13 protein-coding genes and 1 pseudogene are annotated in these 15,368 nt (G+C 44.6%); 10 read left to right on the top strand and 4 right to left on the bottom strand.

Features of this window, described 5'->3' with window-relative positions; genetic code table 11:
- The first annotated feature begins 140 nt into the window (after window positions 1–140).
- From A7456_RS07245 to A7456_RS07215, 7 genes are all read left to right on the top strand, one after another.
- Window positions 141–503, top strand: a complete 363-nt coding sequence (locus A7456_RS07245) for a roadblock/LC7 domain-containing protein (RefSeq protein ID WP_062499263.1) — start codon at window positions 141–143, stop codon at window positions 501–503.
- A 58-nt stretch (window positions 504–561) separates the two neighbouring features.
- Window positions 562–1,050 (top strand): PAS domain-containing protein, encoded by a 489-nt coding sequence (locus A7456_RS07240; RefSeq protein WP_228141033.1) that lies wholly within the window; start codon window positions 562–564, stop codon window positions 1,048–1,050.
- Entirely contained in the window at window positions 1,050–1,796 is a 747-nt protein-coding gene (locus A7456_RS07235) for a phosphate/phosphite/phosphonate ABC transporter substrate-binding protein (protein WP_065255514.1), read from the top strand. The genes A7456_RS07240 and A7456_RS07235 overlap by 1 nt, the downstream gene beginning before the upstream one ends.
- Before the next feature lie 63 nt (window positions 1,797–1,859).
- The gene (locus A7456_RS07230; RefSeq protein WP_067009124.1) at window positions 1,860–2,459 is read left to right on the top strand and encodes a hypothetical protein; all 600 of its coding nucleotides are present in this window, start codon (window positions 1,860–1,862) and stop codon (window positions 2,457–2,459) included.
- 136 nt (window positions 2,460–2,595) lie between these two features.
- Complete coding sequence (locus A7456_RS07225; protein WP_067009121.1) at window positions 2,596–3,876, top strand: hypothetical protein; 1,281 nt, start codon at window positions 2,596–2,598, stop codon at window positions 3,874–3,876.
- Window positions 3,877–3,901: 25 nt separating this feature from the next.
- Window positions 3,902–4,450: a GTP-binding protein gene (locus A7456_RS07220; protein ID WP_062499259.1), complete on the top strand. Its 549-nt coding sequence runs from the start codon at window positions 3,902–3,904 to the stop codon at window positions 4,448–4,450.
- Between the two features lie 22 nt (window positions 4,451–4,472).
- The gene (locus A7456_RS07215; protein ID WP_062499258.1) at window positions 4,473–5,099 is read left to right on the top strand and encodes a hypothetical protein; all 627 of its coding nucleotides are present in this window, start codon (window positions 4,473–4,475) and stop codon (window positions 5,097–5,099) included.
- A 30-nt stretch (window positions 5,100–5,129) separates the two neighbouring features.
- Here A7456_RS07215 and A7456_RS07210 read toward each other — a convergent pair whose 3' ends face one another.
- The gene (locus A7456_RS07210; RefSeq protein WP_067009118.1) at window positions 5,130–6,896 is read right to left on the bottom strand and encodes an ABC transporter ATP-binding protein/permease; all 1,767 of its coding nucleotides are present in this window, start codon (window positions 6,894–6,896) and stop codon (window positions 5,130–5,132) included.
- A 66-nt stretch (window positions 6,897–6,962) separates the two neighbouring features.
- A complete protein-coding gene (locus A7456_RS07205; RefSeq protein ID WP_062499256.1) occupies window positions 6,963–9,128 on the bottom strand; it encodes a TonB-dependent siderophore receptor in 2,166 nt (721 codons plus the stop codon).
- A gap of 350 nt (window positions 9,129–9,478) precedes the next feature.
- On the opposite strand from A7456_RS07205, the pseudogene A7456_RS07200 reads away from it, so the two are divergent.
- The 3 genes and pseudogenes from A7456_RS07200 (at window position 9,479) to A7456_RS07190 (ending at window position 12,260) form a co-directional block, all read left to right on the top strand.
- A pseudogene (locus tag A7456_RS07200) lies at window positions 9,479–10,459 on the top strand (ABC transporter substrate-binding protein).
- An 80-nt stretch (window positions 10,460–10,539) separates the two neighbouring features.
- The gene (locus tag A7456_RS07195; protein ID WP_066887233.1) at window positions 10,540–11,469 is read left to right on the top strand and encodes an ABC transporter permease; all 930 of its coding nucleotides are present in this window, start codon (window positions 10,540–10,542) and stop codon (window positions 11,467–11,469) included.
- The gene (locus A7456_RS07190) at window positions 11,466–12,260 is read left to right on the top strand and encodes an ABC transporter ATP-binding protein (protein WP_066890501.1); all 795 of its coding nucleotides are present in this window, start codon (window positions 11,466–11,468) and stop codon (window positions 12,258–12,260) included. Before A7456_RS07195 ends, A7456_RS07190 begins: the two co-directional genes overlap by 4 nt.
- 84 nt (window positions 12,261–12,344) lie before the next feature.
- Here A7456_RS07190 and ndk read toward each other — a convergent pair whose 3' ends face one another.
- Window positions 12,345–12,776, bottom strand: coding sequence for a nucleoside-diphosphate kinase (gene ndk / locus A7456_RS07185; protein WP_066887227.1), 432 nt, complete (start codon window positions 12,774–12,776; stop codon window positions 12,345–12,347).
- Window positions 12,777–12,982: 206 nt separating this feature from the next.
- Window positions 12,983–15,175 carry a carboxy terminal-processing peptidase gene (locus tag A7456_RS07180; protein ID WP_067009913.1) on the bottom strand — a complete coding sequence of 731 codons (2,193 nt, stop codon included), beginning with the start codon at window positions 15,173–15,175 and terminating at the stop codon, window positions 12,983–12,985.
- Window positions 15,176–15,368: the final 193 nt, after the last annotated feature.

Below are 15,368 nucleotides of genomic sequence, written 5' to 3'. Positions count from 1 at the left end.
TTTCATATTGTATTTATTATTAAAATGCTTGTATTTATCATTAATACTTGTATAATAGCTCCGATTGGCGGTAACAGTTTACCAACATCAATCCAACCATTTAATTTTATCAAAATTTTATCACCCAAAGGAGACAAACCATGCGTACCGACATGTTCCAACAAATCCTAGATGACCTAAACAGCTCATCTGCCGACGTTGAGGCCTCTGCTCTTATCTCAACAGACGGCTTGATGATTGCCTCTGCCCTACCCTCTGGTATTGACGAAGATCGTGTGGGTGCCATGAGTGCCGCCCTACTGTCTTTGGGCGACCGTGCAGGCTCTGAACTGGCTCGTGGTAAGATTGACCGTCTGCTCGTACAAGGTGAAAAAGGCTATGTCATCATGACATCAGCAGGTGGTGAGGCGGTACTGACCATTCTTGCCAAACCAAACGCCAAACTGGGTCTGATATTTCTAGACATTAAACGAGCCTCTGAGGCATTGGCAAAACTCATCTAATCTTTACCCTTTTATTGATAAGCTATAAAGTATTGATAAGTTATTAAGGAGACTTGTTTTGAGCATTCAACTAGATGATATGGCAAAGCCCGCTGGCGATGCTACCGAATATAACCTAACCTTTTTTGATGGCACAACACGCACCGTCTATGATACAGGTGTAGAGCGTCCATACCCTGATGGCAGACTCATCGTCTCTCGCACGGATTTAAATGGCGTATTAACTCATGTCAATGATGCCTTTGTTGAGATTAGTGGCTATACCGAAGATGAACTGATTGGCAAACCCCAGCACATCTTACGCCATCCTGACATGCCAAAAGCAGCGTATGCTGATTTGTGGAAGACCGTCAAAGAGGGCAAAAAATGGCATGGCTACGTCAAAAACCTATGCAAAGATGGCTCACACTACTGGGTATATGCCACTGTCGTGCCAAACGTACGTCGTGGTCAGACTGTGGGTTATACCTCCGTACGCCGTAAGCCCAGCCGTAGTAAGATTGAAGAGACGGCAGCTCAATACCTTACCATGAAAGGAGCAGAATAATGGCTTATAATTTTTTAATTGCCCCTGATTTCTCACCAGAACGTTTTGCAGGTTGGCACATGTTTAATACCTTGCTACAAAAACGTTCAGGTCATGACCTACACCTTGTTACACCCGCCTCGCACGCCGAACAAGAAGACAGTTTGGCAAAAGATGATATCAAAGTCATCTATGCCAACCCTTTTGATGCTGCCAAACTCATCCGTGAAGATGGCTATCGTGCCATCGCTCGCCCCATTGGCAAATCTGATGAAATGACAATCATTTCATCAGCTGGTGGTAATATCAAGTGCCTAGATGACCTAAACGCAGGCACTAAGATTGCCATGGCAGATAACCGTGATGTCAAACTCATCGGTCTGCGTCTGCTTGAAGCGGTAGATTTGAGCGAAGATGATGTTGAATTTATCATCACCGAGACTTATCAAGCCGCTGCCAAACAAGTGGTAAAAGGCGAAGCGGATGTGGCGTTTTTTATCGCTGAAATTTATCACTCACTGTCAAAACTCACCAAATCACAACTAAACGTACTCATTGAAAGCAATATCGCCACCATCTCCCATGTCATTTTGGTCAAAGACGGCTTCACCCAAGCAGATGATATCGCCAAAGTCATTTTATCCTTAAAAGATGATGCTGATGGTCAAGCGGTGCTAAGTGAACTTGGCATGACAGACGGTTTTGAACCCATAGATGATGAAGATGCTGAATTCATGATTGACCTAATGGAAACCCTGCTTGACTAAGTAAGAGATAAGTGGGTTTGACACTTGACCCACTTGTTTTTATTCATCATCACAGACCAGTTTATGAACAGAATCCATCACGCTGATGACTACCATCACTTTCGTTATTATTCTCGTGCTGTCCTAAAAAATCCATCGGCAGGACAGTATCACAAAGAGCGAATCAATGTCGCCAAAAAATTAGACGAAAGCGAACCTCTACAAGGGGCATTATCGGATTATTTTTTTGGCTGTTGGTATGATGCACCCATGATGAACCCCGAGTTCATCCAAACCTTTAAACCACGTCTTAACACCCAAGCTTGGCAAATCATCAACGACTGCATAACACGTAAATATTATTTACAAAAAAATAACCTTCTGGCGACACGTTGGAGCGTACTTACCACACCCACACTTGATGTGCCCAGTCATAAACTGCGTGTCAGTAGTGATGATGCCACTTTGCTTGCCCAACGCCTGTTGGAGTCTATTTTGACAGCTCACAAAACCCAAAATCATGATGAGGTCATGCGTTTAGAAAATGAATTTTTTAACCATTGTTTGGCTTGTCATGACTTAGTGGCGTTCATGAAAGCATGGTTCAAACTTGGCAAACATAATTGGGTATTTGACATGCGATGGGTGGCTTGTCGCACTGAACTTGAAAGGTTGATACATTAGATTTTTCATACATAGATTATTTTAAGATTACTTTTTATACATAGATGATATGGCACATAGACGATATGATAGAGGGTGAACATTCTACTTATTTTTATGCGTCTGCAACCACTAAAATCTGGCTTTTGGAGATACTATGGCATTAAAAATATTATTGGCGGGTTTCTCAGGCCCTAGTGCTGGGGCATTAACCTTGCTATTACAACGTAACTATCCTAATGTGGAGTACTTAGTATTGGAACGCTGTTTTAGTGATGATTTGTGTCTGACCTTACCCACGCTTGGCAGAGATGCTGATGATGCCTTTGCTGCCATTATCAATCTAGATGGTGTGGGCATGTCGCTGTTTAATAACCAACACATCAAAAATTTGGTGGATTTTTTGGATTTTCGTGCATCCTTATTATTGACACGTGGTCATATCAAACAATGGCAAAATGCTGACTTTTTACCCCATGCAACCAACTTCTTTTTGAGCACCCCATATGCCAAACATGACATGGAAGTGGTGCTGTCGCAACTCATTGACGCCGCCACACGCCTACAAAAAAACCCTGCTGATGCTGCCAAAAATCGTGCCTTAATATATAGCAAATCTGTCAATCATCTACACGATAGTACCGATACCAAGCAAACAGAACTGACCAAACACACGCCCAGCGAAAATGGCAAATTCATCCAAAGTGTGATTAATACTTGTTTTAGTGGTGTCTGTCCCAATAATGTCATCTATGAATTGATTCATATTTTTGCCCAAGAACATCCTTTTAAAATCGTCATTGGCAACCAAATGGTCTATGTCTATCCTAAAAAAGCCATCGCCCTGACACAAAACCTTGACCGTCTGCTTGACTATTTTTCCATCGCAGGTAACTGTCAGGTACTAAGAACCAATATTACCAACATCGCCCTAAGCGATGCAGAATTTGATAGAATGCTACACAACATCAAAAATGAAGGTTATCGTCGTTATTCACTCAACAGTTTTTTATGGCAAATTTATTCAACCATCTTACCTACTCGCATTAATGCCCCCAGAAATACCTTAAAACTAAAAATTCGCTACATGCCCAACTTTGCAGGCATGAAAGACATCCCCGAATACGTCCATGCAATCGTATCATCATGCCTAATCGTCCCTAAAAACCTTGACCAACTTGACATGGTATTTGGTGAGTTGACCCAAAAAAACCCATCCATCCTGCACCGCATATTTTTGCTATCCATCCTGTCTGGGTCGGCAGATATTGAAGTGCTAAAAAACTCTTTTTATCTACAAACCCCCCTAGATAAACTGCTACATGAAAAGAATAAATACGACAAAGAATCCAAACCCAAGACAACTGCCAATAAAGGCGTAACCCAAGCTGTCAAAACAGGATTTTTTAGACGCCTGCTTAACAAATTATCATTTTAATACCAAACACAAAACGGAGAGTGCAATGAGTGCCATCAATGAAGTCCGTGAACAAACCTATAAACTCATCATCGCAGGCCCTGTGGGGGCAGGTAAAACAGCTGCCATTCAAGTGTTGTCTGACAAAGGTGTGGTAACGACCGATGAAGTTGCCTCCGATGACACCAAACTCATCAAAAAGACAACCACGGTTGCCATGGACTATGGGGTTATGATACTAGACAGCGGTGAACAGGTGCGACTCTATGGCACCCCAGGGCAAAGACGTTTTGACTTTATGTGGGAGATTTTAAGTGAAAATGCCTTGGGTCTTATCCTACTGCTAAACGCCGAGGAAAAAGACCCTGTGAATGACTTGGATTATTATCTTGATGCTTTCTCACCACTCATCAAAAGCAGTGCCTTAGTGGTCGGTGTTACCCATGCTGAAAATATGCCTTGGGATTTACATGAGACACTCTCAAAACGATTGATGGAACGTGGTGTTGGTGCTAACGTCATGATTGTTGATGCCCGTGACCGTGAACAAATGCGTCGTATGGTGCGTTCACTCATCTATATGATCGCCTCTTAGTTTTTATTTTCGGTAATCAATCATGCCAAATGACCACCAAAATCCCTATCTTACGCTAACACCATCTGGTGTCATGCATGCTTTTGCTTATGCCACACCCAATGACAAGCACAAAGCTCTACAAACGCTCGTCTCGCAGACTCATGTCATGTCTACCAAAGAGTGGTTAAATAAGTATTCACATGAATGGCTAGATGAGTTTGATGAAAAAGGTTGGATACAACACCTATCACAGAACTTACCTGCTCCTAATATGCCATTGGATAAATTCTTACCTTATGTCGTGGCAAGTCTGTCAGGTACTCGCAAAGCTGTCATTGGCTCTAATGAAGGTTTTTGTTTGGCTCGCATTGGTTACACAACCGATGAAGCGGATAGGCTGGCGGTGGCAGGGGCGGACTTTTTTGACTTTTTTGTACGTCAGCATGAGCGTGGACTTGCCATCGCTGGACAGGCTGTTTCACTCTTTGGTGATGTTGAACTGCTCATGCCAACCACAAGTTTTATGTTTTTGTGGATTGATAATACAGGCTATGTACTCATATTAGACGGTGAACCTTTAACCAACAATCGTGCCTTGGTAGAGCTTGTTTGGGCAATTAAAACATCGGGATTACGGTTTAATAAAAGCGATGATGATTTGACATAAACCAAGTAAAATATAAACCGCCAACCCATTTTAACCCCACCCAAGCACCACCCTTTTATCATGAAACGCCAAAAGCGTACTTCTATGCCCCACACTCACGATAATCGCTTGGGGTAGCTCGTCCCTTAGCGTGGTATAAAGGGCGGTCTCGGTCGGCTCATCTAGGGCGGACGTGGTTTCATCAAGAAATACCACAGACGGCCTAACGAGCAACGCACGCAAAAACGCCACTCGTTGTAACTCCCCTGGTGATAGATTAACCTGCCAATCGCTGTCCACATCTAGGGCGTGAATGTGCTTGCCCAGATGACAACGTGCCATGACCGCCTTTATCTTGTCATCGTTTGCCCGTATGTCAGGATAGCAAATGGCATCTCGTAACGTGCCTTGGGGCATATAGGGGCGTTGGGGCAAAAACAGCGTTTTGGCGGTAGGCATGACCGCTTGCCCTGTCGTACCAAAAGGATAAATCCCTGCCATCGCCTTTAACAGCGTGGTTTTGCCTGTGCCTGACGTGCCTTGTATCAGTAGAGCTTGCCCTGCGTGTAGCGTGATATTTATGCCATCAATCAACACCTTATCATCAAATGTTTTTATGCCAAAGTCTTTTAATATCAATACGTTATCATCATGTTTTACCGTTGATTTGTCAAGTGGCGTATTATCCAGCACATCAAGGCGAGTCAAAAAGCCATACAGACGGTTCAGCCGTGCTTGATACAACGTAAAGCTCTCATAAAACAGCCGAAAAAACGACAACGCTCGCATGAGACGGTTAAACGACTGCACCGTTTGGTGCATATCGCCCAATTTTATCTCGCCTGCAAAAAAACGTGGGGCTTGGAGCATGAGTGGCAATAGCTGAGCCACTTGGGTTACGCCTGTATTAAAGCCGTCCAATCCCAAAAGCCTACGAATTATCGCCCATCGGTTGTCAATAATCGCCCCAAATCGCCCTGCCAAATGGCGTTTTTCTTGGTGTTCGCCATCATAAAAGGCAATGCTCTCGGCATTGTCCGCCACTCGTATCAGCGAATAACGATAATCGCCATGCAAACGTTCTTTATCAAAATTAAGCCTGATGAGCGGTCGCCCAATCCACACCGACAAGGCAGTCGCCACGATGATAAAACCATAAATAAAAAATACCACACCCTTTGGCACACTCACGCCAAACACGCTCAAAATCCCCGACAGCCCCCACAATATAATCGTAAACTCAATGATAGACATCACCGCATTGATAACCCCACGCACCATCTCCACCGTGATTGTGATAAACTCCTTAGCGTCCTGCTCGATACGCTGGTCGATGTTATCAGGGGTACGCAGGTCGTGGGTGTGTTTTAGGCGGTAGTAGTTTTTGTGCGACAAATAGCGGTCAAGTAGCACGGCATTAAACCGCTCCCACCATTTAATCTCAAAGGCTTCGCCCACAAACCTATCCACCACGTCTTGTGCCACTTTAAACATCATCAAACTGGCATTTAGCAGAGCAAAAAACCAAAACGCCTGTGCGTCCATGTCTTGTAATGAGCTGTACAATTTATTATAAAACTGCGTATTTAGCACGCTGATTTTAACTTCCAAAAGCACAAAGAAAATCAAAAGCCCAATCATCACAAGGGCTTTTGCGGTGTTGGCACGGCTTAGGCAAGGCTTGGCAATGCGCCAAAATTTTTTGCCAAAGGGGGTAAATTTTAACGCCCACACCGCCACCGACAGCACCACCGCCACCCAAAAAAATGCCTTAAATAACCAAAATACCGCCGTGATAAGCTCGTATTGCCAATCCATAACTTGCCTTATTTTTAAAAATAAAAACCCTTTTTCAAAGCGAAAAAGGGCAGAGGGTGCGTGTTATCAATATTTAAAAGTCAAAGTCGCACGAATGTTGCGTGGCTCGCCATAAGAGACAAGCTGGGAGTTGGGCGTTGTGCCGATAAGATAGTCTTTGTCCGTCAAGTTTTTGACCGCCAAACCCACACCCCAATTTTTGGCTTCATAGCCTGCCTTAGCGTCAAGCACGGTATAGGCTGGCAAATCAATAAAATGCGTGGTTTCTACCCCACGGTTATTGACCGCTGTCCGCCACGCTCGTCTGTCGCCTTGATAACGCAAGCCACCACCGACATACCAGCCCAAACGGTCAGGGCTAAAATGATATTGCGTGGACACGGACGCAGAGTGTTCTGGGATTTGGCTGATACGCTGACCGACATTGGACGCACGGCTGTTTTCCACGATTTTGGCGGTTGGGATATAGCTGTACGAACCCGAGATATTCCATTGGTTATTCATCACAAACGCACTTTCAAACTCAAAACCTTTGGTGCGTTGCTTACCCACAAGCTCGCTATATCCTGTGCCAACCCCACTATCGTCATAAATCGTTTCGGCAACATTTTTGCGAGTGATGTCATAGGCGGACACATAGCCTTGCAAGCGTTTGTCAAAGCCTTGAAATTTTACGCCAATTTCGGCATTTTGACCTTTTTCGGGGTCTAGCACTTCGCCATTTTGTCCTGTGCTGGTGTTTTGTTGAAAGGACGTACCAAAGCTGACATAAGGGGCGAATTTGCCTTGATAATCATACATGGCGGACACACTGCCTGTAAATTCGCCGTCTGTGCGTTTGGCATTGGCTCCTGTCAGCACGTTATCCACGTCCGTTTTTGCCCAGTCGTGGCGGACGCTCGCCCCAAAAATCCAGTCATCATAACGCATACTGTCCTTGGCGTACAGCCCTGCGTATTGAGTAGTGGTAATATTTTGGCTAGGCGTACCTTCTGTAATGCTTGATACGTCATAGCTTGGATTGTTGATGTCAAAATTGGGATAAGCTCGGTCATTACGGCGATAATAGTCGCTTTTTTCACGCAATAGGTCAAGCCCTACTGTTACATCATGCTCAACGTTACCTGTATTAAAATAAGTCTCAAAGCGGTTGTCGCTGGTGAGCATGGTGTCTTTTTTGATTTGATTGTTAATTTGGCGACCGATATTGCCCGTGCTATAAAAATTGTTATGAGCGGTTGAAAGTACAGGCTTGCCGTCTGTGTCGGTTTTGTTAATGGCAAAAATGGACTTAAAGGTGAGCTTGTCATTGATATGATGAGCCAAATCATAGCCCAAACGCAAGGTTTTTTGTTCATAACCATAATCAGGCAAGCCAAAAAACGTACTGGACGAATACTGCTCGTGGGCATTGCGTACGGTTTGCTCGCCTGTGGTAAGGTCTATGGTGTTGTTGTGTGGCAAGCCTTGCTGACGGAGATATTCACGCCATTGATAACTGCCCAAAAGGGTCAAATCGGTGTCATTACCCAAATCAAACATATAGCTTGGAGCGATGTAGTTATCTTTGAAAAAGACGTGGTCGGTTGCATCATCACGGTCAGAAAACCGTCCATTTAGGCGAAATGCCCCTTTTTTGCTGTCGTTTGGGGCATAGTTTAGGTCATAGGCAAGCTCTTTGTTATTAAAACTGCCAACCGTGATTTTGCCTTTGGCAAAGGTCTCGCTGTCAGGGCGTTTTGAGGTGATATTGACAATCCCGCTTGGCAATGCCATGCCGTAGCCTGTAGTGGTCGTGCCTTTGACCACTTCAATGCTGTCCGCTCCTGCCACGTCCCACGCTCGCAGGTTTTTAGACGACATTTGCACACGCATACCGTCCACATACATCTGATTGGATGATACTTGCCCACGAATGATAAAGTCATCCCACCCGCGCCGACCCTGCACGCCTGATGACACGCCTGCCACATTTTCCAAAAGCTCGGCAACGGTGCTGGCTTGTTTTTGCTCTACCTGCTGTGGGGTTAGCACGCTCACTGATTGGGCGGTCTCATACAGGGGACTGTCGTCTTTTAGGGAATTGGGCGTGATGGCGACGTATTTGCCAGCGTCTTTGGAGATGGTGATGGTCTCATGCCCCAGCATGACGGTCGGCTCACCATCATCTGCCTGAGCATTGGTCGCGACAAACATGGCAATACTTAATAAAGACAAGGGAAATTTACACATGATACAAAATACCTAATAAAAATGATAATGAGTTGTATTATATATTATACTTGTAAATGAGTGTGTAATACTATTGCAAATATGATTTATTTTTTAAATTTATTAGTTTTATTTTTTAAATAAAACTATCTCATGCTTTATTCTCAGTGTTTTTAAAATACCCATAACAACCCCATCAAACCCATCGTAAAATTAGACCCGCACCTAACCATTTTTTAAAAATTTTTATATTTTCATTCTCATAACTATTGTCATCGCTCTGTAACTACTCTATAATAAAAGTCATCATATTGTTACACAAGGAATCTGTCATGGCGACCATCAGTGCCAAATTTCCCAAACTTATCGGCATGAGCACGCTTTGCTCGCTACTGTTTGCCTGTGGCGGCGATAAACCTGCCAGCCAAAGCGAGACCGCCCAAGCCCCGACGACTGCCGAGAGCAAATCGATTGCCATTACCGCCATCGTCGAACACCCTGCACTTGACGCTGTTCGTCAAGGCACGCTTGAAGCCCTAGCCAGCGAAGGCTTTAAAGAAGGCGAGAACCTAACGGTCAATTTCCAATCCGCCCAAGGCAACCCTGCCACCGCAGGACAAATCGCCAAGCAGTTCGTGGCGGACAACCCTGACGCCATCATCGCCATCGCCACCCATCTGCCCAAGCGGTCGTCAATGCCACCACAAGCATTCCCGTGGTATTCTCTGCCGTGACCGAACCTGTGGAAGCCAAACTGGTACCCAAACTAGACGGCTCTGGCACGAACGTAACAGGAGCATCGGACGTACTACCACTTGAACCGCAGATTGACCTTATCAAAGAGCTGATTCCTAGCGTCAAAAACATCGGGTTTGTGTATAGCCCAGGGAGAAGTGAACTCCACCGTGACTTTGCGTAACCTAAAAGCCATCGCCGAACCCCAAGGCATTACCATCGTTGAAGCCCCTGCCCAAAAATCATCAGACATCGCCATGAGCGCCCAAAGTTTGGTTGGCAAAGTGGACGTGATTTATACATCAACCGACAATAACGTCATCAATGCCTATGAAGCCCTTGCCAAAGTCGCCAAAGAAGGTAAAATCCCCCTTGTCTCATCTGACCCTAGCGTGGTCGAGCGTGGGGCGAGTGTTGCTCTTGGCGTGAACTATCATGGTCTGGGACTAGAAACAGGCAAAATCACCGCTCGTATCCTAAAAGGCGAAAAAGCAGGCGACATCGCTGTGTACAGTGCCAGCGAGCTTGACTTGATGGTCAGCAAGAAAAATGCCAGCGAGCAGGGTTTAACCGTACCACAATCCATTTTGGATAAAGCCAAAACAGTGGTAGAATAAGCACCTTTTAGATAATTATTTTATAAATACAAAATGCACGCCAAATCGTGGGCGTGTGTTTTGTTTTGATTGGAGCAGATATGTCATTGATTGCCTTTTTAGGGGCGTTAGAGAGCGGACTGATATATGCCATCATGGCACTTGGGGTACTCATATCATTTCGCATGTTGGATTTTCCTGATTTAACCGCTGATGGCAGTTTTCCCTTAGGCGGTGCGGTAGCAGCAATATCCATCATCTCAGGCTTTAACCCTTGGATTGCATGCCTGTTTGGTATGATGGCAGGTATGATGGCAGGCGTTGTTACCGCATGGCTTAATGTCAAGATTGGCATATTACACTTACTGGCGGGCATCTTGGTCATGACCGCCTTGTATTCGCTAAACTTACGTATCATGAACGCCCCCAACTTATCCTTGCTTGGTGAGACAACCGTTTTTACCCCATTTATAAATGGCAATAACGGCATGTGGGTGCGTGTATTTGTGGCAGGGGCGGTCGTGCTTTTGTTAAAACTACTGCTTGACTGGTTTTTTAGTACCGAAATGGGGCTTGCCATGCGTGCCACAGGCTCTAATCCAAAAATGGCACAAGCCCAAGGAATTAACACCTCCTTTGTCATCATTCTTGGTATGGCAATCAGCAATGGACTCATCGCCCTATCAGGTGCGTTATTTGTCCAAACCCAAGGCGGAGCGGACATCTCGGTAGGCATTGGTACGATTGTGATAGGTCTGGCAGCGGTCATTATCGGAGAGACCGTACTAAATGCCAAAAAAATCTTTTTTATCACACTCTCGGTTGTCATCGGTGCAATACTTTACAAACTGCTCATCCAAATCGCCCTATCTAGCCAAACTTTACGCCATATCGGTTTTGGCCCACAGGATTTAAACTTAGTAACCGCCCTGCTTGTGGCGATTGCTCTGATTTTACCCAAATTTCGCTCAAAAACCCTAGGTGTATTTGGCATGGGTAAAAAATCTGTCAAAGAAAGGGGGTCTTTATGATGACCGCACATAATCTACATCTGACCTTCAATGCTGGCACACCCATTGAAAATTTTGCTTTGCGTGGGCTGTCTTTGCATATCAATGATGGCGAATTTGTTACCGTCATCGGTACCAATGGGGCGGGAAAATCCACATTTTTAAACACCATCAGTGGTGCATTACGTCCTGACTTTGGCTCTATCATCATCAATAATACCGACGTTACCAAAAAACCTACGCACAAGCGTAGCCACTCGGTTGCTCGTGTTTTTCAAGATCCGATGGCAGGCACTTGCGAGGCTTTGACCATTGAGGAGAACATGGCACTTGCCTTTGGGCGTGGGGGCATTCGTGGACTTTTTCCTGCATTAAATGCCAAAAACCGTCAGCTGTTTCGTGAGAGACTTGCCCTCTTAAACCTAGGTCTGGAAAACCGCCTAACTGACCGTATGGGGCTACTCTCGGGTGGACAACGTCAAGCGGTCAGCCTGCTGATGGCAAGCCTGCAACCATCCAAAATCTTACTCCTAGACGAACATACCGCTGCTCTTGACCCCAAAACTGCCAGTTTTGTCCTAGAACTCACCGATAAGATTGTAAATGAGAATCGTCTAACCACACTCATGGTTACCCACTCAATGGCTTTGGCATTGACTCATGGCACTCGCACCATCATGTTGCATCAAGGAAAGGTGGTGCTGGACGTATCAGGTGATGAACGCCGTGGCATGACTGTCCAAAGTCTGCTTAACATGTTTGAAAAAACTCATGGCGAAAAAGTGGCAGATGACAGTTTGATATTAGGCTAAAAATGGGCAAGCACGCCCCAATTAAAATCAAAACCGAACCACTGATGGGCTCGGTTTTTTAACGTGGTTTTTACTCAGTGCAGATTAACGAGTGCGTGGACACACTTCATTATCAGTAAAGAAATAAGCAATTTCACGCTCGGCAGATGTCGTACTGTCAGAGCCGTGGGCAGCATTTTCATCAATACTGGTTGCAAAGTCAGCACGGATGGTGCCAGCTGTTGCCTCTTTTGGGTTGGTCGCCCCCAAAATATCACGGTGAGCAAGTACGGCATTTTCACCTTCTAGGACAGACACCACCACAGGGCCCGATGTCATGAACGCTACCAAATCATTAAAAAAACCACGCTCTTTATGCTCTGCATAAAAACCTTCGGCCTCTTCTTTGGATAAGTGCTTCATTTTGGTTGCAATGATTTTTAGGTCATTTTTCTCAAAGCGAGAGAAAATCTCACCGATGTGGTTAGCACCCACAGCATCTGGTTTGATGATAGAAAGTGTACGTTCAATAGCCATGATATATCCTTAAAATAAATAAATGGATGAATAAATGTTGGTAATTTTGCCATTTTATCGGTCAAAATCTTTTTTATTATAACCAAGTTTTACTAAAAATCCTAGGGACTGATAATAATTTTAGCAAAAAATCATGACAAATGTGACATATAAGTCATCATGCTTTGTTGCTTAGTTTTGGCAGAATAATTGGTTGTAGCAAACATTTATTCTACCAATGTTTTTTTATCTTTGGCCTCAAACATTAAGGTCGCCGCTTCAATAACAAATGCTTCACTCTCAGGCAATCGTGGGCGTTCATTCTCCTTCATGAGACTACGCTCTTCGGCCAAAGCATCCATGCTGGCTTGATAGGTTGACCAGTTGGTAAATGGCATCTCACCTGTGGCTTGACGGCGAGCATTTTCAGCAGCTAAGGTTTTTTGCTCAATAAGCTCACGCTTGGCACGGCGTTTGTCAATGCTTACATCGGCAGGTTTTTTGTCATCATCCATGGCACGAATGTCGTTTAGTGCTGTTAGGTATTTAAACTGCGGGTCTCTTTGTTGGCGTGCCTGCGATGATGCGATGATTGATGCCATCAAATCCTTAGAATATTTGCCATGTGCCATAAATGGCGTGGTTGTGATGGTGTCCCACTCTAAGGGGTTTTTGTATTCACGCTCACCAAATTCAATACCCTCATAAATGTTCACCAGTGGCACATCAGGGACAACACCCTTGTTTTGAGTACTGCCACCTGTAATGCGATAAAATTTACGCTGGGTGAGTGTCATGGACCCCAACGCCAAATCATCACGTTGTACCTGTGCTGAACCTTTGCCTGTGGTCGTACTGCCCACAATCAATCCACGCCCATAGTCCTGAATGGCCGCTGAGAAAATCTCTGACGCTGATGCTGAACCCAAATTGATGAGTACCGCCATATCACCTGCATAGAGTTGTTCTCCGCCATCTCTATCCACAAATACTTGTACATTGCCTTTATTATCACGGATTTGTACCAATGGCCCTTCTTTGATGAACAGTCCGAGCATTCTGGCAACCTCATCTAGTGAACCACCTGGGTTATTACGCAAATCCACAACCATGCCATCAATATTTTGCTCATTGAGTGCTTTGATGGCTTTTTCGGTGTCAAGACTGACCGAACGATACTCATCCGCCCCCACCCCACTGCGACGTGCGGTGAAGTTAAGATAGAAACTGGGAATCTCTAACACCCCCACACGCTTGATGCCCCCATCATAAGGCACCTCAATGACACGATGATGCACCCCTGAGTCTTCTTGTTTGATGACATCACGCACGATGGTAACCGTACGAGCAGAACTGTCGGGCGTGTTGGGTTGTTTGATGCGAATGGTAACAGATGTGCCTTTTGCTCCTCTAATAAGAGCCACAATCTCGCGGGTGCTATATCCGACCGTATCTACCATTGTTCCGCCATCTTGGGCAACCCCCAAAATCAAATCATTGGCTTGAACTTGCCCTGTTTTTTGGGCAGGCCCGCCGTCCACAAGGCTGACAATACGAACATAGTCAGGATTTTTACGGTCAGGGCGAATAGATACACCAATGCCCTCTAATTGTAAATTAGACTGGATTTGCATTTCATTGGCTTGGATGGGAGCAAAATAGTTACTGTGTGGGTCATAAGTTAAAGTTGCTGCATTTAAAATCGTCTCCATGATTTCATCATTTTTTAGGCGAGCAAGCTGTTCTTGTTGGCGGTTTAGGCGGTTTAATAAAATCTGTGTGGGTGTGCGTTCATCACCACGCACCAAATCTTGACCCCGAGCCAGTTCAGGGTTATCCAAAAATGCTTTATCCTTTGCCTTGTCATCTTCTTGACCAAGTGTCAATCCAATGAGTGCGTAAGTACTCTGCGTTTGCCAAAACTCTCGCTGTTCATGAGCATTCTTAAAGCGTGGGGCATCTTCACGGTCTAGCACGATGGTTTTGTCGGTATTTAGATTGACATTGGTCTTTAAAAACTCTTTGGCAAAATCATAATACTCATTTGAACGTGTGCGATAACGCTCAAAGACTTCAACGCCTGCTGACAAATCGCCACGTTTTAAGCGTTCGGCAAAATTATCAGCATATTTTTCATCAAACTCATCAATGTCCGACTGTAAAAACAGCGTGCGTGATGGGTCAAGCTGGTCATAGTACATGGTCAAAATTTTTGCCCCCATTTGCTTATCTAGGGGCTGTTCTAGATAATGGAATTTATCAAGCAATAAAGCCACTTGACGGGCAGTAACTTTTTGTTCAGCATTTAACTCAAATCCAGCCTTGTCCTGTGCCATTGCTACGCTTACATAGCTTTGGGCAAATAGACCGCCTGCGATGACCGTTGCTACCCCTGATAAAAAAAGTTGTTTTTTTGACATCATAGCCCTTCCAAATATGTTGTTACTGTTATTATAGCCATTACAGCTGACAAATAAAAATGAGTTATCATAACATATCTTTATTGCTTCTGTGTCTTTATTTTGTGATGATTTTTGGAGAAAGTTACACAGATTTTATGGCATTTTCACCATTTCGTGGCATAATACACTTTTAAATGTTAATAAGGTAATT

Source organism: Moraxella nonliquefaciens, from assembly GCF_001679005.1.
GTDB lineage: Bacteria > Pseudomonadota > Gammaproteobacteria > Pseudomonadales > Moraxellaceae > Moraxella > Moraxella nonliquefaciens.
The sequence above is the reverse complement of the archived record's forward strand: the minus strand, read 5'-3'. Positions and strand labels throughout refer to the sequence as shown.

Bases quoted from the DNA above. Each gene is read 5' to 3' on its own strand.
- A7456_RS07230 (WP_067009124.1), top strand. From the start codon at position 1,860: ATGAACAGAATCCATCACGCTGATGACTACCATCACTTTCGTTATTAT.
- A7456_RS07235 (WP_065255514.1), top strand. From the start codon at position 1,050: ATGGCTTATAATTTTTTAATTGCCCCTGATTTCTCACCAGAACGTTTT.
- A7456_RS07205 (WP_062499256.1), bottom strand. From the start codon at position 9,128: ATGTGTAAATTTCCCTTGTCTTTATTAAGTATTGCCATGTTTGTCGCG.
- A7456_RS07210 (WP_067009118.1), bottom strand. From the start codon at position 6,896: ATGGATTGGCAATACGAGCTTATCACGGCGGTATTTTGGTTATTTAAG.
- A7456_RS07180 (WP_067009913.1), bottom strand. From the start codon at position 15,175: ATGTCAAAAAAACAACTTTTTTTATCAGGGGTAGCAACGGTCATCGCA.
- ndk (WP_066887227.1), bottom strand. From the start codon at position 12,776: ATGGCTATTGAACGTACACTTTCTATCATCAAACCAGATGCTGTGGGT.
- A7456_RS07245 (WP_062499263.1), top strand. From the start codon at position 141: ATGCGTACCGACATGTTCCAACAAATCCTAGATGACCTAAACAGCTCA.
- A7456_RS07195 (WP_066887233.1), top strand. From the start codon at position 10,540: ATGTCATTGATTGCCTTTTTAGGGGCGTTAGAGAGCGGACTGATATAT.
- A7456_RS07215 (WP_062499258.1), top strand. From the start codon at position 4,473: ATGCCAAATGACCACCAAAATCCCTATCTTACGCTAACACCATCTGGT.
- A7456_RS07225 (WP_067009121.1), top strand. From the start codon at position 2,596: ATGGCATTAAAAATATTATTGGCGGGTTTCTCAGGCCCTAGTGCTGGG.
- A7456_RS07220 (WP_062499259.1), top strand. From the start codon at position 3,902: ATGAGTGCCATCAATGAAGTCCGTGAACAAACCTATAAACTCATCATC.
- A7456_RS07190 (WP_066890501.1), top strand. From the start codon at position 11,466: ATGATGACCGCACATAATCTACATCTGACCTTCAATGCTGGCACACCC.